Source organism: Brochothrix thermosphacta DSM 20171 = FSL F6-1036 (assembly GCF_036884295.1).
Classification (GTDB): Bacteria; Bacillota; Bacilli; order Lactobacillales; family Listeriaceae; genus Brochothrix; species Brochothrix thermosphacta.
This window is the reverse complement of the sequence record NZ_CP145608.1, coordinates 2,259,380-2,277,571: the sequence shown is the minus strand read 5'-3', so window position 1 is coordinate 2,277,571 and position 18,192 is coordinate 2,259,380. Positions and strand designations below refer to the sequence as shown.

Below are 18,192 nucleotides of genomic sequence, written 5' to 3'. Positions count from 1 at the left end.
CTACGAGGGGGAATCATATGAAAGTGAAAATGGCTAAATTAATAATGTGTCTTTTTACTTTATTACCAGTAAAAAAAATCATTGTATTTGAGAGCTTTTTTGGAAAACAATTTAGTGACAGCCCAAAAGCAATTCACAAGTTTTTATTGGAGAATAAGAATGAATATCCCTATCGTTTAATCTGGGCAGTGAAGCCTGGTTATGAAGATGAATTTATTAAGCAGAATATTGAGACGGTGAAACGTGGTTCATTTAAGTGGCTGGTTTTGATGGCTCGAGCGAGTTACTGGGTGAATAATGTTCGAGTGCCTGATTGGGTTGTTAAAAATAAAAAAACAACATATCTTCAAACTTGGCATGGAACACCTTTGAAAAAATTAGGATTGGATATAGAGAAATTAACTATGCCTGGAATCGATCAAGCGACTTACCGCAAAACGTTGGTATCAGATACGAGTAAATGGGATTTTTTGATTGCACAAAATGACTATGCAAGCGAAAAATATCAATCTGCTTTTAATTTATCTGCGGATAAAGTTAAAGTGACAGGTTATCCAAGAAATGATTTTTTGAAAAATTTTGATGTTGATTTTGTTGATGAAATGAAAAAAGAAATAGGGATTTCCACTTCAAAAAAAGTGATACTTTATGCACCTACATGGAAAGACAATAATAGTCATGAAAAAGGGTCTTACCGTTCAGTTCTGGATATCGATTTAGAAAAAATGTACTCTGTATTAGGAGCTGAGTATGTTCTTCTAATAAAATGGCATTACCTTATTTCTGATCAGATAAAAATTCCTGAAAAATTCAAAGGTTTTGCGATTAAAGTACCTCAAACATATGATATCAATAGCTATTTTGTTATTAGTGACTTTTTGATTACAGATTATTCCTCGGTGTTTTTCGATTACGCTAATTTACAACGTCCAATTATTTTTTTTACACCGGATTGGGAGACTTATCAAAATGAGGTTAGAGGGATGTATTCGGATATAATTGCGGATTTACCGGGTATAGTAGTAGATACAACAACTGCTTTAATTGAAGCAATTATTACACCGACTTATCCAAGTACTCAATTTATCGAGTCCTATTGTTCACAAGATGATGGAGCAGCAACAGAAAGAATTGTATCATCAGTTATTAAAAAAACTTTGAAGGGGAGTTGAATATGAAAGTAAAAAAAGCCATTATACCGGCAGCAGGATTAGGGACCCGTTTTTTACCAGCTACAAAAGCGACGGCTAAAGAAATGTTACCTATTATTGATAAACCAACGATTCAATATATTGTAGAAGAAGCTGTCGATTCAGGTATTGAAGAAATACTGATTATTACAGGTAAAGGAAAACGATCAATCGAAGATCATTTCGATAATGCGCCTGAGTTAGAGCAAAATTTACTTTCAAAAAACAAATTGGACATGCTAGCGATGGTTCAAGAAACTTCAAAAATCAACATTCACTTTATTCGACAAAAAAGCCCTCGTGGTCTCGGAGATGCTATTTTGCAAGCTAAGGGGTTTGTTGGAAATGAACCGTTTGTTGTTTTATTAGGTGATGATATTGTGAAATCAGAAACACCTTGTGTTAAACAATTAATCAATCAGTATGATAAAACAAAAAACTCAATTATCGGTGTTCAAACAGTACCTTTAGAAGATACAAATAGGTATGGGATCATTGACCCAGAAACTGAGATAGGAGATAAGCTCTATAGTGTGCGCGGTTTTGTGGAAAAGCCAAGTGTAGAAAAAGCACCGAGTCAATTAGCAATATTAGGTCGGTACTTACTTACACCAGGAATATTTAGCTTACTTGAGACGCAAGAAGCTGGTGCTGGAGATGAAATTCAGTTAACAGATGCTATAGACCGCCTTAATAAAACAGAACGCGTGCTTGCTTATGAGTTTGAAGGACGTCGTTATGATGTTGGAGATAAATTTGGTTTTGTTGATACTACTTTGCGTTTTGCCTTGGATCATCCAGAAATTAAAGAGCGTGTGCAAGAGCTAGTTAATGAATTAGCTCAAGAAAATAAAGAATAATAGAATAAGTGGTAATTGAGGCAGCTACAAGAATTGTAGCTGCCTCAGTTTTATGGATACTTAATTATGAATGTTTTTTTTTGAGCGTGATTTACTTTTAATTGAAACGAATACAAAGTAACAATTTTATTTGTGAAAAATATGATTTGTAAGAGTCATATATCATCCTCTGGGTAGGTCGAAAACTATATTTAAAAGAGAATTTATAGAGGTTCTTTTTGAGAAATCATATTGAAAAGAAACAAGGATAAGTACCTGTGCGATGAAGTAATATCGTATTTGAAAATAATTAAATAAAAACAACGGATAAAATATTACAAAATGTGTATTAAATCTATGTATCATTATGGTGACAAATGGTTAAAATGTTTTTTTATAGTGTATACTACCTATTAGTTGATAATAAGCAATAGCTATGGATTTATTATATATATTGATGTGAGCTACGAAGTTTCAAAAAATAACTTTTTGGATATAAAAAATAAAAATTTGTTCGTCTGAAAAATGTTATAATGGAAGATATGAGTAAAAAAAGGGGTGAAGGCTAGTGAAAAAAAATAAGATGCTTTTGGTTTTGATGAGTGGTGTACTTACGTTCACAGCGATGCCATCAGTGTATGCAAGTAATTCATACGAGACAGTAACTTCAGAAAAATCAAAGACTATTCAAAATAATAGCAGTTCACTAAGTGAGTCTGCATTGAATGATAGTGAACAAATAGAAACAGATGCGAACACAGCAAATAGTGAGACTACATCAAATAGTGAGACTACATCAAATAGTGAGACTACATCAAATAGTGAGACTACATCATCTGCAATATCTGACGATGATGCAACGGTGAATACTTCAGATAATGAAACAATAACTTCAGAAAGTAGTAATGAGACTACTGATAAATCCAGTTCAGAAGAGAAAACACCACAAGAAAAAGCGGTGGAAGAAACACTGGCAAATCTACCTAAAATGGAATTGAGACCGGATTTAGGCCCAGGCTATTATCAAGTTGAATCAGAATCTAAAACACGTTCGAAACGTAGTTTGGCTGCTCCAACAATGTCTAATACCGAATTGTTTTTGAGTAAAATTAAAGCTGGTGCAATATCGGGCTGGAAAAAATATAAGGTTTTACCATCATTGACGGGTGCTCAAGCCGCATTAGAAAGTGGTTGGGGTTCATCGGGATTGTCATTAAGCGCCAATAATTTATTTGGTATCAAAGGGCGCTATAATGGTCAATTTGAGTTATGGCCAACCCTTGAGTTTATCAATGGCCAGTGGGTAACTGTGAATGCTGAATTCCGAAAATATCCGAGCTGGAAAGAAAGTATGGAAGATCACGGGAAATTTTTAGTTGAAAATCCACGTTATTATAAAGTACTTGGCGAGAAAAACTATATTAAAGCTACCAATGAAATTTGGTTAGCGGGTTATGCAACGGATCCTGACTACCCTGGAAAATTACAAAGAACAATTACCTATAATAACTTAACCGCTTGGGACAAAGAAGCATTTGGAGATAATATTAATCTGAATGATTATTATACGGTTAACCCTAAAACCGTAGTGGCGTTGAAAGATGAATGGTCACATACGAGTGTGAATTTCACGGAAAAAAACAAAGTGAAGAAGTACACTGCGGGATCAATCTTGAAAGTCAAAGCCATTAAATACACAGCGAATGGTGCGCCACGTATGCAATTAGAAGATGGTAATTATTATACGGGTCATCGGATAAATGTTTTACAAACGATAGGAACAGCTGCAAAATATTATACGGTTAATCCTAAAATCGTAGTGGCGTTGAAAGATGAATGGTCACATACGAGTGTGAATTTCACGGAAAAAAACAAAGTGAAGAAGTACACTGCGGGATCAATCTTGAAAGTCAAAGCCATTAAATACACAGCGAATGGTTCGCCACGTATGCAATTAGAAGATGGTAATTATTATACGGGTCATCGGATAAATGTTTTACAAACGATAGGAACAGCTGCAAAATATTATACGGTTAATCCTAAAATCGTAGTGGCGTTGAAAGATGAATGGTCACATACGAGTGTGAATTTCACGGAAAAAAACAAAGTGAAGAAGTACACTGCGGGATCAATCTTGAAAGTCAAAGCCATTAAATACACAGCGAATGGTTCGCCGCGTATGCAATTAGAAGATGGTAATTGGTAATTATTATACGGGTCATCGGATAAATGTTTTACAAACGATAGGAACAGCTGCAAAATATTATACGGTTAATCCTAAAATCGTAGTGGCGTTGAAAGATGAATGGTCACATACGAGTGTGAATTTCACGGAAAAAAACAAAGTGAAGAAGTACACTGCGGGATCAATCTTGAAAGTCAAAGCCATTAAATACACAGCGAATGGTTCGCCGCGTATGCAATTAGAAGATGGTAATTATTATACGGGTCATCGGATAAATGTTTTACAAACGATAGGAACAGCTGCAAAATATTATACGGTTAATCCTAAAATCGTAGTGGCGTTGAAAGATGAATGGTCACATACGAGTGTGAATTTCACGGAAAAAAACAAAGTGAAGAAGTACACTGCGGGATCAATCTTGAAAGTCAAAGCCATTAAATACACAGCGAATGGTTCGCCACGTATGCAATTAGAAGATGGTAATTATTATACGGGTCATCGGATAAATGTTTTACAAACGATAGGAACAGCTGCAAAATATTATACGGTTAACCCTAAAAAAGTTAAAGTTTTAAAAGAAGATTGGTCACACAAGAGTGTGGATTTCACAGGAAAAAACAGAGTTGAAAAGTATAAAGTAGGAAGCATACTTAAGGTTAAAAGAATCGTATATACTTCGAACGGTTCGCCACGGATGGAATTATCAAATGGTCGATTCTATACAGGTCACAAGACAAATGTCGTAAAGTATAATTGATTTTAAAAGGCACTGTGTCAAATAGTGTTGGTGAGAAAAATTTCTATTAAATTAAGAAGCTTTTTGGATTGTAGATTAAGTTCTACAATCCTTTTTTGTATATGATTAATTATTGAAACAGAGAAGAATACGATTTCTGAAATTCTTATAACCAAAACTAACACGTTTGATAAGCTTAATCTTGTTATTGCTAATATCGTTGCGAATTTATTTGCTTACGAGATTAGTATGAGACGGAAGTTTCGTCAGAAATTGAGTATCATTCATTCTATTTATCTTGGTTGAATAACAATAGATAAAACTATTATTGATTGCGTGTGAATATTTACGTAACGTTCGTAGGCTTTTTTTCAAATAGTGAGAAACATCGCTATGTTTTTGATGAATAAGTGCATTGTAAGCTTCAAAATTACGATGGTCAAAGGCAACTGTCAGTTGCTGTACGAGTCGGTAGGTTGCTTTGAATGACTCATCTAAGTTAGTCAAGTAATCTATAATACCATGAGAGGTCATTATACCTTTGAACAAAGGTATATAACGATACAGCGTATCGCTTAGTTCAGTTCAGATTCTTTCTTGAGTATCAACTTCCAATAACGTTTGAGTTTACGGTATGTTTTCTGACTTTCTGGAGATGAGGTTTTAAATCGATTCATGAGTTGGATACGAGTCTGTGACAGAGAACGGACGATTAGTTGTGGCAAGTGGAAGCGATCAACAATTAATTTTGCTTTTGGAAAAAATTCTTTAGCCATTACATAATAAGGGGCATTCATATCGACAACTACTATTTTAACCGCGTTTCTGACGGTTCTAGAATAAGATGAAAAGTAATCTTTAAGGACAGTTAAACGGCGAGAAGGTAAAATATCAATGATTTTATGGGTTGTTGAATCACTAATATTATTTACGTGACTTTCAGCTCAAAAGGATGTACTTATCTTCGATAATGGACATTTATCATTGAAAATTTGATGATAGTCAAGATAAGGCATTCGTATTAGATACTCTCAATCAATTGCCAAAACTTGAAAGCTACTTATTGCATAATGATTAGGGCTCAGATTACAAAGTTTACGCCTATCAAAATAGGGCATCATCATTAGGTCCCATAGGGTGGGAACTTAATAATAATGCCTGTATCGAATTGATTAATACCATTGTAAAGTCTGAAACGCTCTATTTAAAGCCTAAGAAATAGTTTTTGATTAATCCTATTTCGATAGGGTATTTCCATATTGTCACTAACGCTTTTTTTATTTAAGTTGGCTGATTAATAACCGTTAGGATTTTTTTCAAACCAGTGCCAGGCATCTGCGACGATTGTTTCTAATTTAGCATGTTGGGGCGACCATCCAAGTTGCTGTTTGGCTTTATCAGAACTTGCGATTAAAGTTGCAGGATCACCTAGTCGAATGGGAGCCATTACTTCAGGTATAGTGTGACCAGTCACTTTTCGACAGACCTCGATTACTTCTTTAACGCTGAAGCCTTGGCCGTTGCCAAGATAATAGGCGCTATTTTCACCGTCAGCAAATAAATCATCAAGTGCTAAAATATGTGCGGCAATTAAATCGGACACATGGATGTAGTCACGAACGCATGTCCCATCTTCTGTTGGGTAAGTATCTCCGAAAATTGAAATATGCTCTCTTTTCCCTAAAGCTACTTCAAGAACTAATGGAATCAAGTGTGATTCTGGACGATGGTCTTCACCAGCACGACCTGTAGGGTCTGCACCAGCAACATTGAAGTAACGTAAAACTTTATAACGTAAATCAGAACTATTAGCAGTCCATTTTAGTAATTTTTCAATGGCTAATTTAGTTTCGCCATAGGGGTTAGTTGGTATTTGAGCATCTGTTTCAACAATGGGTTGACGCAAGGGTTCACCAAATGTTGCAGCAGTTGATGAGAAAACAATGTTGTTGATATTATGACGTTTCATTGCTTCCAATAATGTAATCGCACCACCCACATTATTATTGTAATAAGTTAAAGGTTCTTGGACGCTCACACCAACTAATGAATCAGCAGCAAAATGCATCAAGTCTGTGATTTTTTCAGTGGTGAAAACAGTATCTAAAAATTTAGCATCTCTAATATCACCTTTATAAAGTTTCACGCCTGCAGGTACAGATTCAGCATGTCCGGTGGAAAGATTGTCAATAACAACGACATCCGTTCCACGATCAAGTAATGCGAGTACGGCATGAGAACCGATATAACCGGCGCCACCACAAATTGCAATTGTCACAAAAAAACACTCCTTTTAAAAAAAACGTTTAATTTATTATTATTATAGCATAGATAAACAGTACTATTAAACTAGGTTGGGATTGTCTGGGGGAAAGAAACAATTCTAGTTTTAGATTGTTTTTAATAGTTCGAATATTGCATAGATGATAGATTTTTTTTACTATAGAAGAATAGTTTCATCTTAAAATGGTATAGACCAGAAACCGGTTTCATGTTATGATAAAAAACAGAATAGGAAAAGAATTTTAAGCTCTTTTCGTAATAAATATTGGAGGAGGAAAAAAGATGAAAAAAGAAAGTTTAGTTAAACGTTTGGCAATATCCCTTTCATATGTCGCAGTTACTGCAATCCTTTTAGTTATTTTTTGGGCAGGAAGTTTAACAGGAAATTCAGGTTTAGAAGGTGTTTTCAACGCTTATAAAATGATTTTCCCGTTAATTATATCGATTGCTTTTGCAGTTGGTATTGGGTTTGATCACAGTGGAGCGGCTGCTTTAGCTGGTGCGGTAGGTTACCTAGTATTTGGAGCATCATTCTCTGTTTTAATTGATGCTAAAGCACAATTTTTAGTTAATGCACCTATCTCTATTTTTGGTGGCGAAGTAAAAGGACAAATTTTCTTCATTATTTGTGGTTTAGTAATGGGACTTGTTAGTGGAATGATGTATAACAAATTCTACAATATTAAGATGCCTGAATGGTTAGCCTTCTTTGGTGGCCGTCGTTTTGTTCCGATTATTACAAGTGTTGTTGCCTTGTTTATTGGATCATTTATTGCAAATATTGTCTTACCACACTTATAAAGTAAAGGAGGAAATTAAATTATGTTAGCACAATTACAAAAAATCGGGAAAGCATTAATGCTTCCAATCGCTGTTTTGCCAGCTGCGGGTCTGTTAAACCGTCTTGGCGCAGCTGATGTTTTAAATATTCCATTTATGAATGCTGGCGGGAACGCTATTTTCACTTATTTACCATTGATGTTTGCAATGGGTATTGCTATTGGTTTAGCGAAGGATAATAGTGGTTTAGCAGCTTTAAGTGGCGCGCTCATGTACTTTATCTTAAACTTCGGTGTTATTGGCGTTAATCCAGATATTAATATGGGTGTATTCGGTGGTTTTATCGCTGGTCTATTTTCACCTATTATTTATAACCTTGTGTACCTTAAATTTGATAAAGGTGCTTTCTTTAACGGACGTCATGTTGCCTTAATATTAAATGCTATCGCGACGTTAATACTTGTTGTTATTTTTGGTTTCATTTGGCCAACAGTCCAAGTTGGATTAAATCATCTTAACGAATTTATCGTTGGTGCAGGTGCATTCGGTGCAGGTGTATTCGAATTTGCAAACCGTTTGTTAATTCCAACGGGCTTACATCACGTGTTAAACTCTTACTTATGGTTCGGTTATGGTAGCTTTACAGATGCTGCAACAGGTATTGTTGTAAACGGAGATATTAACCGTTTCTTCGCTAAAGATCCGACAGCGGGCGCTTTCCAAACAGGTTTCTTCCCAATTATGATGTTTGGTCTACCAGCAGCTGCAATGGCAATGGTGGCAGCTGCTAAAAAACATAAACGTAAAGCAACGTTTGGGATGATGTTATCACTCGCTTTAACAGCGTTCTTAACAGGTATCACAGAACCGCTTGAGTTTTCATTCATGTTTATCGCATTCCCTCTTTATGTTGTGCATGCGCTCTTAGCAGGAATTTCAGGCTTTATCGTTAACTTATTAGGAATTAAAATGGGTTTCACTTTCTCAGCAGGAGCGATTGATTACTCACTAAACTACGGTTTAGGAACTAAGCCACTCCTTTTACTTTTAGTTGGTTTAGTTTTCGCAGTTGTTTACTTCGTGATTTTCTACTTTGCTATTTTAAAATTCGACATCAAAACGCCTGGACGTGAAGATGATGATGATGAAAATGCAATTGAAGAAGATGAAGAAGAACTAGCAACACCAGTTACAGGAGATAAATATGACGCTATTGGTGATAAATACCTTAAAGCATTAGGTGGCGCTGACAACTTTACAGTTATCGATAACTGTACAACTCGTTTACGTCTACAATTAAAAGATACAAATATTGTTGATCAAGATGCTTTGAAACGCGCAGGCGCAAAAGGTGTTGTTAAAATCAATGATACAGCTCTTCAAGTTATCGTTGGAACAGATGTAGAATTTGTTGCTGATAAATTGAAAGAACGCGTTGAAAAATAATTCTTAAAATAGTAATCTAAAGCAACCGCCAATTGTGCGGTTGCTTTTTTTATCGTTAAAAGACTATTTTTGTGATAGTCCAAATGAAAGATATAAGGTACACTAAAGTAAAAGGCCGTATTGTTCTGGGGGAGGATATATACGAGAAAGAATGGTGACGAACATGAACAAGAGAAAGTGGCGTGTGCTAATTTTAACAAGTTGGCTTGTGGTAACGCTTTTATTAGTATTATTTATGCCAAACATGGGAACGTTAGTGAGAGAAAAAGGGCAGATTTCGTTACCTGAATCAGCTCAAAGTGAACAAGCAGCAAAAATTATTAACGGTATGCGTGATGGCAAAGAAAAAACATATCAAATGATCGCTGTGTTCCATTCAAACAAAAAGCTCACAGCAGATGAACTGACAACAATTGAAAAACGAATTACCGCAATCCAAACGAATCAAACAAGTTTAGGTATTGATCGAATTGTTTCACATCTTGATAATAAGACCGCAAAAAAACAGTTATTGTCGAGTGATGGGACAACGGTCATGCTTCAACTAGAAGTTTTGCGAGAGGGAACAATTACTGAAATTGGTGATCGTATTCGTCCAGAACTGCAAATAAAAGGCGTTGAAAGTTATTTAACAGGTAATGCACTCGTTTTAGAAGATTTTGCAAAAGCAACACATGAGGGCGTTGAGAAAACAGAAGTTATTGCTATTATATTTATCGTACTTGTATTATTGTTGGTGTTTCGCTCGCCCATTGTTCCTATCGTATCGTTACTGAGCGTTGGCATTTCATATGTTGTGGCATTAGGTATTACCGCCCAATTAGTACAACATTTTGGTTTTCCTTTTTCTAATTTCACCCAAGTGTTTATGGTCGTTGTTTTATTTGGTGTGGGGACAGATTATAATATTTTATTATTTACGCGTTTTAAGGAAGAATTATCACAACAAAAAAGTGTTGGGTCTGCGATTAAAACAACCTATCAAACGGCGGGTAAAACTGTTATTTATAGTGGTGTCGCCGTTTTCATTGGTTTTGCCGCACTGATATTTGCGCAGTTTAAAATTTACCAAGCAGCTTCACCTGTAGCGATTGGAGTAGCAGTACTATTGTTGGTGTTATTAACACTAAATCCAATTTTCATGGCTTTGCTAGGGAAAAAGTTATTTTGGCCAACTAAAAATTTTGCGGGACATCAATCAAGTAAACTATGGGGCTTTTTATCCAAACAGGCCTTTTATCGTCCGATCATTGCATTAATAATAGTGGCGGTTTTAACTGTGCCATTTATGCTTAATTATTCAGGTAAATTAAACTATGATGATTTAGTGGAAATCAATGATAAATATGAATCAAAACAAGGGATTACGCTTATTACTAAACATTTCCCTGCAGGGTTATCGGCACCCACAACTTTAGCAATTAAAAGCGAGCAACCCATGGCTAATCCGACAGATTTAAAAGCGGTCGATGAACTTGCTGCTGAGATTGCAAATATTGATGGCGTGGCAACGGTTTATTCTGTAACGCGTCCTTTAGGGGAACGTGTAGATAATCTGTATACGAAAGAACAATCGCGTCAATTACATAGCGGGCTAGATAAAGCCAATAAAGGGTTGTCAACCATTAACAGTGGTTTGACAGAGGCGGAGCAAAAACTAGCTGCTAATGATGTATCAGGTGCAGAAAATGTGCAACAATTAATTGATGGTACAAGTGATATAAGTAAAGGGACATCCAAGCTCACAAGTGCTGTCGGCGAATTAACAACGGGCTTCGCAAAGGGCGCAGAGGGAGCAGATCAACTCGCAACTGGATTAGGTCAATTACGTGCTGAACTGACAGAATTAAATACAGGCATCACAGAGTTTAAGCGAATCTATCTCGCATTTTCTGCGAGTGGCGGTGCTTTTGGTGAGGCCTTTGATGCTGTAAATGCTGTTATCGAGAATGAAACGGATAACTATAAGCAGATTGAAGAAAACCTCTATGCAGTAATGGAAGAATTGCCAGAGTCTGAAGAGCTACCAGAAATGCAAGATGCGTTAGCGCGAGCCATCACAGGACAGGAACGAATGTCTACTGTTGGTGAAGGCTTAAAAGCAGTGCAACCGAAGTATGAACAATCACTAACAGGTTTAAAAGCGGCTGAATCTACCTTCAATGAACTATCAGATGGTTTAAATCAGATGGAGACAGCTGTTGTAAAATTAGAAACAAGGGGCCAAAGAACTTGCTACAGGTTTACGTACAGGTGAAACTGGAAGTATAAAAGTAAAAGATGGTAGCGTTGCTGTTGAAGGTGGCCTGAAACAATTGAACAAAGGACAGGTACAATTACAATCAGGGCTAGGAGAATTAGAAGGCCAAATGAAAGTATTGGCAGAGGGCATGTCGGCGAGCACTGCTGGTTTAAGTAAGGTGAAAACAGGGCTTGGTGATGCACAGCGATATATCGGTACGATGAGTAAAGAAGATGATGGATCAACGTTCGCTATTCCCAAGAAAGTAATTAACAGTGCAGAATTTCAAGAGAGCATCGCAACGTATATGTCTAAAGATAAGCGCACCATGCGTTTTGGAATTGTACTGGATGTGAACCCATATAGCAAAGAAGCGATGGCGATTGTTGAAACAATAGATCGTAAAGTAGCTGCTGCAAATGAATCGTCCGAACTAGAAAATAAACAGTTAGTTCTTGGAGGAAAAACAGTTCAAAATATTGATTTACAAACACTTTCACAAGATGATTTTACACGCACGCTTATTATTATGTTGATAGGTATCGGTCTTGTGTTAGTCTTTATCACACGCTCGGCATGGCAGACACTCATTATTATTTCGTCGTTATTAATTAGTTACTTTACTGCTTTAGGTTTAACTGAATTAGTTAGTGGACTATTATTTAAAGATGCCATGTTAGGGTGGAATGTCCCTTTCTTTTGTTTTATTATGAGTGTGGCTTTAGGTGTTGATTATAGTATTTTCTTGATGATGCGTTACCGCGAAGAAAAATCATTTAGTTATGAAGGAATAGTGGCTGCATCTAAAGAAATGGGTGGTGTCATTATGGCGGTAGCAGTGATTCTAGGGGGAACATTTGCTGCATTAATACCTTCAGGAATTCTCACGTTAATGCAAGTAGCTATCGCTGTTATCATTTGTTTGATACTGCTAAGTCTAGTGATGATTCCCATCTATATCACAGCAATGATGGGGCTAACAGAAAAAATCCGTCGACTATTTAACAAAAATAAGCTGTTATTTGTTTCGTGTGTTGATCACATAAAAAAGTTCAACTGTTTTTCACAGCGAAATAATTTCCATCAGGATCAGGGAAATTGAAGGTGAGACTACCGCCCATTTCTACAATATCCCCAACAGGTATCCCCTTATTAAAAAGGGCCTCATGTAATTTTTGAATGTCTTTTGTGTAGAATAATAAAGCAGGTGTAGCCAAAGGTACTTCTGGATGCATTGCTGCAATTTGTTTTTTATCGTGAAGTACAAACTGTGTTTCTGTTGTTGATGTGGGAGCGATGTTTATCCAACGCATCCCAGCTTCGTTATGTTCAGCTAGCTGAGTGAAACCGATTTTTTCAGTCCAAAAAGTTGCAGATTGATCTAGATCATTTACGTATAACATGAGTTCGCCAATTTTTGTAATCATAAGGACACCCCTTTTCTTTTTATTTTATACTAAAAATCAAAAACTGAAGCAATTTTTGATTAAATAAGTTAAAATTAATGTGTAATCTAACTGAAGGGGGAATAAGTTACGATGAAAACACAACAAGAATGGGTCAAAGAATTAGGATTAGAGCCACATCCAGAAGGTGGTTATTATGTACGTAAATTAGCTTCACCCCATACCACAACAGTGAACGGTAATGAGCGTCCACTTTATACAAGTATTTATTTTTTATTAACATCAAATAATCCATCGCATTTCCACCAATTGAAATCAGATGAAGTGTGGTACTATCATGCTGGGCACGCATTAACTGTCCATGAATTATTAGAAGACGGTAGTTACACAACAACTGAAATTGGTCCGGATACAGCGAAAGGAGAATTGCTCCAATATGTTGTGAAGGCAGGCAGTATTTTTGGATCAAGCGTTAATGCGGATGATAGCTATAGTTTAGTAAGCTGCATGGTATCACCAGGATTTGATTACCGTGATTTCACATTATTCACGCAAGCTGAATTACTAGCATCGCACAGCAATCATCCTGAAATTATCAAAGAACTAGCGTTTGAAACATTGCCAGAATAACCGTTGAAATGAATAGTGAACACCACACGTTAGTGTGTGGTTGAGACTGAAGATAAACGCTGTTTTAGGCCGCTACTCGCGCGTCGTTTCTACTATAACAACATGCCTATTCAGTCCTCTCATATCGTAGTCAAAGTCACTTAAATCATGTTCAAAGAAAAAAACGAGACATTGTCTACAATCTGACCACACATTATTGTGTGGTTTTTTGTATTAAAGAAGACATTAGTGAGGGAACCACCAATGCCTTAAATAACAATTACTTATTGAGAAACGAGTTCATCTAAAAAAAGATCTAATTTTATGGATGAGCCATTATTATCATAAATAATGTCACTCATTTTTTTGTACTCAAGTGCGCCTTGAGCGATTTTTAATTGATCTTTCTCATAAGTAGCTCGAAGTGTTTCTTCAAAAGAACGATTGATTTTTTTGCGTTCTCGATTGACTCTAACATCTAAAGCGGTATCCATATAAACGATAGTAAAATCATGCCTTAATTTTTCATGAAAATACTTACCTAAATAAGGATTTCTTAAGCTTTCAATCACAATGGTATCGTGGTCGTTGTACATTTGTTTCATTCTTGAAATTATCTCATCCATGAAAAAGTCAGTAAATTTATTAGTGGGATGATACAAAAAGTCATGAAATTCATCCAAGCTAATCGCATTATTCATGTATTCTTTGCGGCACTGCTCAATAAAACGGACAATTTTTACTCTGGGAATTTGATGCTGCTCTTCAAGGTACTTTCCACAATAACTTTTACCACTTTCACTTAAACCTGCAAAACCAATTATTTTCATTAAAAGAGCCTCCGTTCAATAGCATAATGTACTGATAGGTAACTAATAATATCAGTCATAAAAACTTTGTTTCAGGCTGATTTCTCTGTTTATGCCTCATTATACTATACTATCGTACAGACGGAACAGTTTCTGTGTAGATTGTTTTTTCACCATAAAGTTCTTGTGTGATTCCTGAAATAAAATCAGCTGAATTTTTTCCGCTTAGATTATACATGAGGAATAGGCCATAGTTCTCGTTGATAGAGCGTTTAGCAAACTGTACACTTTGTGCCTTATTGACACCTACTTCTACTGCAGCTGCACTTAAACGCGATGAATCGATTCCTGGGAATGATGGTGCACTCCATGTGCCATAGTAGGGATTCCATGAGTAATCAATACTTTTTGATAGGCTATCGTTAGCTTTAGAGTTATAAGCTGCGGGGCCAATGTTGTAAAGTGTAATTAATTTATCATCGCCAAGTCGTTGACGTAATGCTTGAACGAGCCAAATAAAAGACGAGTTATTTGGTTGCAGTGTGCCATTCTCCCCATATTTAGCGTATTCATCATCAAAATCAATGCCATCTAAACCATAAGCATTGACAACTTTTTCAAGTTCCGCGGCAAAAGCATCTGCACTCTCATAAGAAGCGAAGTTGGCAAAACCAGCACCTTGATGATTACCTAAAATGGACAGCAGTACTTTTGTTCCACGTGCTTGTATCGGTTTGATTTGCGTTGCGTTTTCATTCAAAGTTTTTTTGACTTGTTCATTTAAAAATAAATAAGGTTTTTTAGTATTTTTATCGTAATTAATATTAGCTGCGAAAATGATTCCGATATCAATCGCCGTTTTTTTTGAATTTGCTAGTGTGTATTTTCCAACATTTCGAAACTCATGATCATTCACTTCTACATACATTACTGTTTTTGGAACGACTTTGCTAGAAGCTTCTGCCTGCTGACTGGTAGTGGTGATCATTAAACCGGTTAAAAGTGTAATACAAATAAAATAGCTCGATAACAACGAAAAAACCTTTGTTCTTTTTTTCATAATATATCTCCTATCATAAAAAGTATTTATAAACGCAAAAAAAGACAGCGCTTACATTTTTATGATGTAGTAACTGACATTAATTGTCAAGCCTTCTACTTTTTACGCAATTGCTAAAGAAAGTCTCGTTCGATTGAATAGACAATGATTATAAAAAAAGTTAATCCTGATTAATAGGACCAAATTATCAAACAGGCAGTTACAATCAAAAAAAACACTCGCCTCCAACTTCATAGGACAAAGGCAAAGAGGGGAGTGTTATTTTGGAGTTGAGTGGTGTTCAAACAAATGTTATGAACGTAATAATTTCTCTAATACAATGCCACCAGCGCCTTGTGAAACAATATCATAAGAATCTTTGGCAGGGTACACATTAGTAGAAATACCTGAGAAAGGCGCGAGACGTTCAGCAATTGTCCGTTGAACAACTTCGAAAAATGAACTTTTAGGAATCAATGTCCCGCCGCAAACGACGGTATCTGGTTGATAAACGATGATCTGATTACTTAATGCGATACCATAATAATAGGCTGCCTCTTCAAGTACGTTTTTACAGAGTGTATCCCCATTTTCAGATGCACTTAAAATGTCGAAAAAATCGATTTCTTCAATACTTGAGACAACCTCGGATAGTTGTGATGTTTCGCCAGCGTTAACACGTTGGATAATAGCCGCTTTAATAGCAGGTAATGAGCTAAATGTGCGTAAACAACCTTTTGCCCCACAGCTACAGACCGGCCCCTGAGAATCAATGATTGTATGCCCAAATGTAAATGACATTCCATTTGAACTCAAAGGTGTTCCGCCATGTGTTAAAGTACAACTTCTTAGCTCCATATCGCTTGTGCTGAATAAAAAACGACGGCTTGATGCCCCATAATTCAAACGGTATTCGGCTAGTGCTGCAAAGTTAACGCCACTGCCAATTGTCACTTTGGAAGGAAGTTGTGCTTCAATATAAGCTTCCAGCGTTTTAATTTCAGTGGTTAAATCATTTTTTTTATGGTCGAACGAATCAAAATAATCATCGATTGAAAGCCCGGTTCCAATAATAGAAGTAAAAGATAAATTAGCGGTTGTTACTAATTTTTTTGTTTCTGTAATAATAAAATCTAATGTGTCATAAATAGAGGTGAAGTGAGCGGTCTTTATTTTTGCTTGTTGTTTAATGGATAGATGAAGGTCAAGCAGTGATATTGTAGAATAGAGTGCAGTGACTTCAATACCAATTAAATAAGCAGCATCGGGTGTTATTTGGTACAGGTTGGGTTTACGTCCCCCGGTGGAAACCGTTGATGATTTTACCGATACCAAGTTATTTTTTTGAAGCTCATCTAGTAAACGTGCGCATGTCGCATGAGTTGTATTCGTTTGAAGCATCAGTGTTTCGGCTTTAATGGGGCCGTTTTTCTGAATCGCGCGATAGAGCGTTTTTAATTTGTTAATTTTAGCAGATTTCGGTTGATGAAAACTTTCCAACATCGCATTCATAATAATAAATGCCCCCCTTTGCGAGTGGTCTCTAAAAGAAGATTAGCAAACAAAGTATTTAAAAGCAAGTCGAGACATCGGTCATAAATAACTTATTACCAAAATGATAAAAAGTTCTTTACTTTTTAAAAACGTCATGTTACGATTTATGTATCGAAACAATGAAAGCGCTTTACAAATTGAGGAGGAATTAATATGCATAAAACAAATGAAATTTTAGAGGCAAAAGCTTATATTGAAAAACACACAAAAGTGACACCAACAATCGGTATTATTTTAGGATCAGGATTAGGTCCATTCGCTGATACATTAGAAGATGCAGTACACATTCCATATGATGAAATTCCACATTTTGCTAAATCAGCGGCTGTTGGCCACGCAAATGAATTAGTTATTGGTACAATTGCTGGAAAAACAGTCGTTGCAATGAAAGGCCGTTTCCACTACTATGAAGGATTTACACTCGATCAAGTAACATTCCCTGTACGTGTCATGAAGGCATTAGGAATGGAAAAAATGATTGTTACTAACGCGTGTGGTGCTGTTAATACTGATTTTAGTCCTGGAGATTTAATGTTAATCACAGATCACATTAACTTAACGGCAAATAATCCGTTAATGGGTCCAAACAACGATGAACTGGGTGTGCGTTTCCTTGATGTTTCAGAAGTGTACAGCAAACAATTACGCAGCGTTGTCTCAGACGTAGCTAAAGATCAAAATGTTACTTTGCAAGAAGGCGTTTATGCATGGTGGACGGGACCTACTTATGAAACACCTGCTGAAATCCGTATGATTCGTACGTTAGGTGCTGATGCAGTCGGGATGTCAACAGTTCCTGAAGCATTGATTGCTCGTCATGCAGGTATCGAAACAGTAGGTATTTCATGCTTAACTAATATGGCTTGCGGTATTTTAGATCAACCATTAAACCATGAAGAAGTCATTGAAACAGCTGAGCGAGTAAAATCAACATTCTTAAAATTAGTAACAGAAGTGATTGCACGTTTCTAATCTGATATGATTTGTGTTCGCAAGTTTGCCTCCTCAAAGGAAGTGCTGTTCTCGCGAAAACATTAGCACAGAGTAAGCGCATTGACAGCAATAATAAAACAA

16 protein-coding genes are annotated in these 18,192 nt (G+C 36.2%); 10 read left to right on the top strand and 6 right to left on the bottom strand.

The features are described from left to right. Window positions 1–17 precede the first annotated feature (17 nt). From V6S17_RS11320 to V6S17_RS11305, 4 genes are all read left to right on the top strand, one after another. Window positions 18–1,172 (top strand): CDP-glycerol glycerophosphotransferase family protein, encoded by a 1,155-nt coding sequence (locus V6S17_RS11320; RefSeq protein ID WP_051535956.1) that lies wholly within the window; start codon window positions 18–20, stop codon window positions 1,170–1,172. 2 nt (window positions 1,173–1,174) lie between these two features. Further along, a complete protein-coding gene (gene galU / locus V6S17_RS11315) occupies window positions 1,175–2,050 on the top strand; it encodes a UTP--glucose-1-phosphate uridylyltransferase GalU (RefSeq protein WP_029091140.1) in 876 nt (291 codons plus the stop codon). A gap of 547 nt (window positions 2,051–2,597) precedes the next feature. Further along, on the top strand, window positions 2,598–4,235 hold the full coding sequence (locus tag V6S17_RS11310) for a glycoside hydrolase family 73 protein (protein ID WP_338515678.1): 1,638 nt from the start codon (window positions 2,598–2,600) through the stop codon (window positions 4,233–4,235). After that, window positions 4,222–4,971 carry a DUF5776 domain-containing protein gene (locus V6S17_RS11305; protein WP_338515677.1) on the top strand — a complete coding sequence of 250 codons (750 nt, stop codon included), beginning with the start codon at window positions 4,222–4,224 and terminating at the stop codon, window positions 4,969–4,971. Before V6S17_RS11310 ends, V6S17_RS11305 begins: the two co-directional genes overlap by 14 nt. Window positions 4,972–5,525: 554 nt before the next feature. Here the strand turns inward: V6S17_RS11305 and V6S17_RS11300 are convergent. Together V6S17_RS11300 and galE are read right to left on the bottom strand one after the other, a co-directional pair. After that, a complete protein-coding gene (locus V6S17_RS11300) occupies window positions 5,526–5,873 on the bottom strand; it encodes a transposase (protein WP_080712931.1) in 348 nt (115 codons plus the stop codon). A gap of 371 nt (window positions 5,874–6,244) precedes the next feature. Beyond that, entirely contained in the window at window positions 6,245–7,228 is a 984-nt protein-coding gene (galE, locus tag V6S17_RS11295; RefSeq protein WP_029091850.1) for a UDP-glucose 4-epimerase GalE, read from the bottom strand. Between the two features lie 287 nt (window positions 7,229–7,515). On the opposite strand from galE, the gene V6S17_RS11290 reads away from it, so the two are divergent. The 4 genes from V6S17_RS11290 (at window position 7,516) to V6S17_RS11275 (ending at window position 12,803) form a co-directional block, all read left to right on the top strand. Continuing rightward, the gene (locus V6S17_RS11290; RefSeq protein WP_029091851.1) at window positions 7,516–8,034 is read left to right on the top strand and encodes a PTS transporter subunit EIIC; all 519 of its coding nucleotides are present in this window, start codon (window positions 7,516–7,518) and stop codon (window positions 8,032–8,034) included. 21 nt (window positions 8,035–8,055) lie between these two features. Then, a complete protein-coding gene (locus V6S17_RS11285) occupies window positions 8,056–9,459 on the top strand; it encodes a PTS transporter subunit EIIC (RefSeq protein ID WP_029091852.1) in 1,404 nt (467 codons plus the stop codon). 163 nt (window positions 9,460–9,622) lie between these two features. Next, window positions 9,623–11,716, top strand: a complete 2,094-nt coding sequence (locus V6S17_RS11280; RefSeq protein WP_157679017.1) for an MMPL family transporter — start codon at window positions 9,623–9,625, stop codon at window positions 11,714–11,716. Window positions 11,717–11,774: 58 nt separating this feature from the next. After that, on the top strand, window positions 11,775–12,803 hold the full coding sequence (locus tag V6S17_RS11275; protein WP_051457285.1) for an MMPL family transporter: 1,029 nt from the start codon (window positions 11,775–11,777) through the stop codon (window positions 12,801–12,803). Here V6S17_RS11275 and V6S17_RS11270 read toward each other — a convergent pair. Next, window positions 12,754–13,128: a VOC family protein gene (locus V6S17_RS11270; RefSeq protein WP_029091853.1), complete on the bottom strand. Its 375-nt coding sequence runs from the start codon at window positions 13,126–13,128 to the stop codon at window positions 12,754–12,756. The genes V6S17_RS11275 and V6S17_RS11270 overlap by 50 nt on opposite strands. Window positions 13,129–13,239: 111 nt before the next feature. Here V6S17_RS11270 and V6S17_RS11265 point away from each other — a divergent pair, with 111 nt between their 5' ends. Further along, window positions 13,240–13,737, top strand: coding sequence for a cupin domain-containing protein (locus V6S17_RS11265; protein ID WP_029091854.1), 498 nt, complete (start codon window positions 13,240–13,242; stop codon window positions 13,735–13,737). Between the two features lie 263 nt (window positions 13,738–14,000). Here the strand turns inward: V6S17_RS11265 and V6S17_RS11260 are convergent, their stop codons facing one another. The 3 genes from V6S17_RS11260 to V6S17_RS11250 form a co-directional block, all read right to left on the bottom strand. Further along, window positions 14,001–14,546, bottom strand: coding sequence for an AAA family ATPase (locus tag V6S17_RS11260; protein ID WP_029091855.1), 546 nt, complete (start codon window positions 14,544–14,546; stop codon window positions 14,001–14,003). A 109-nt stretch (window positions 14,547–14,655) separates the two neighbouring features. Beyond that, the gene (locus V6S17_RS11255) at window positions 14,656–15,585 is read right to left on the bottom strand and encodes an endo-beta-N-acetylglucosaminidase H (RefSeq protein WP_036027458.1); all 930 of its coding nucleotides are present in this window, start codon (window positions 15,583–15,585) and stop codon (window positions 14,656–14,658) included. 291 nt (window positions 15,586–15,876) lie between these two features. After that, on the bottom strand, window positions 15,877–17,076 hold the full coding sequence (locus tag V6S17_RS11250) for an ROK family protein (RefSeq protein WP_051535994.1): 1,200 nt from the start codon (window positions 17,074–17,076) through the stop codon (window positions 15,877–15,879). A gap of 195 nt (window positions 17,077–17,271) precedes the next feature. On the opposite strand from V6S17_RS11250, the gene V6S17_RS11245 reads away from it, so the two are divergent. After that, window positions 17,272–18,090 (top strand): purine-nucleoside phosphorylase, encoded by an 819-nt coding sequence (locus V6S17_RS11245; RefSeq protein WP_029091858.1) that lies wholly within the window; start codon window positions 17,272–17,274, stop codon window positions 18,088–18,090. Window positions 18,091–18,192: the final 102 nt, after the last annotated feature.

Coding starts and splice junctions, on each gene's coding strand:
- V6S17_RS11255 (WP_036027458.1), bottom strand. CDS start 15,585: ATGAAAAAAAGAACAAAGGTTTTTTCGTTGTTATCGAGCTATTTTATT.
- V6S17_RS11265 (WP_029091854.1), top strand. CDS start 13,240: ATGAAAACACAACAAGAATGGGTCAAAGAATTAGGATTAGAGCCACAT.
- V6S17_RS11250 (WP_051535994.1), bottom strand. CDS start 17,076: ATGAATGCGATGTTGGAAAGTTTTCATCAACCGAAATCTGCTAAAATT.
- V6S17_RS11320 (WP_051535956.1), top strand. CDS start 18: ATGAAAGTGAAAATGGCTAAATTAATAATGTGTCTTTTTACTTTATTA.
- V6S17_RS11245 (WP_029091858.1), top strand. CDS start 17,272: ATGCATAAAACAAATGAAATTTTAGAGGCAAAAGCTTATATTGAAAAA.
- V6S17_RS11290 (WP_029091851.1), top strand. CDS start 7,516: ATGAAAAAAGAAAGTTTAGTTAAACGTTTGGCAATATCCCTTTCATAT.
- V6S17_RS11280 (WP_157679017.1), top strand. CDS start 9,623: ATGAACAAGAGAAAGTGGCGTGTGCTAATTTTAACAAGTTGGCTTGTG.
- V6S17_RS11260 (WP_029091855.1), bottom strand. CDS start 14,546: ATGAAAATAATTGGTTTTGCAGGTTTAAGTGAAAGTGGTAAAAGTTAT.
- V6S17_RS11305 (WP_338515677.1), top strand. CDS start 4,222: ATGGTAATTGGTAATTATTATACGGGTCATCGGATAAATGTTTTACAA.
- galU (WP_029091140.1), top strand. CDS start 1,175: ATGAAAGTAAAAAAAGCCATTATACCGGCAGCAGGATTAGGGACCCGT.
- V6S17_RS11285 (WP_029091852.1), top strand. CDS start 8,056: ATGTTAGCACAATTACAAAAAATCGGGAAAGCATTAATGCTTCCAATC.
- V6S17_RS11270 (WP_029091853.1), bottom strand. CDS start 13,128: ATGATTACAAAAATTGGCGAACTCATGTTATACGTAAATGATCTAGAT.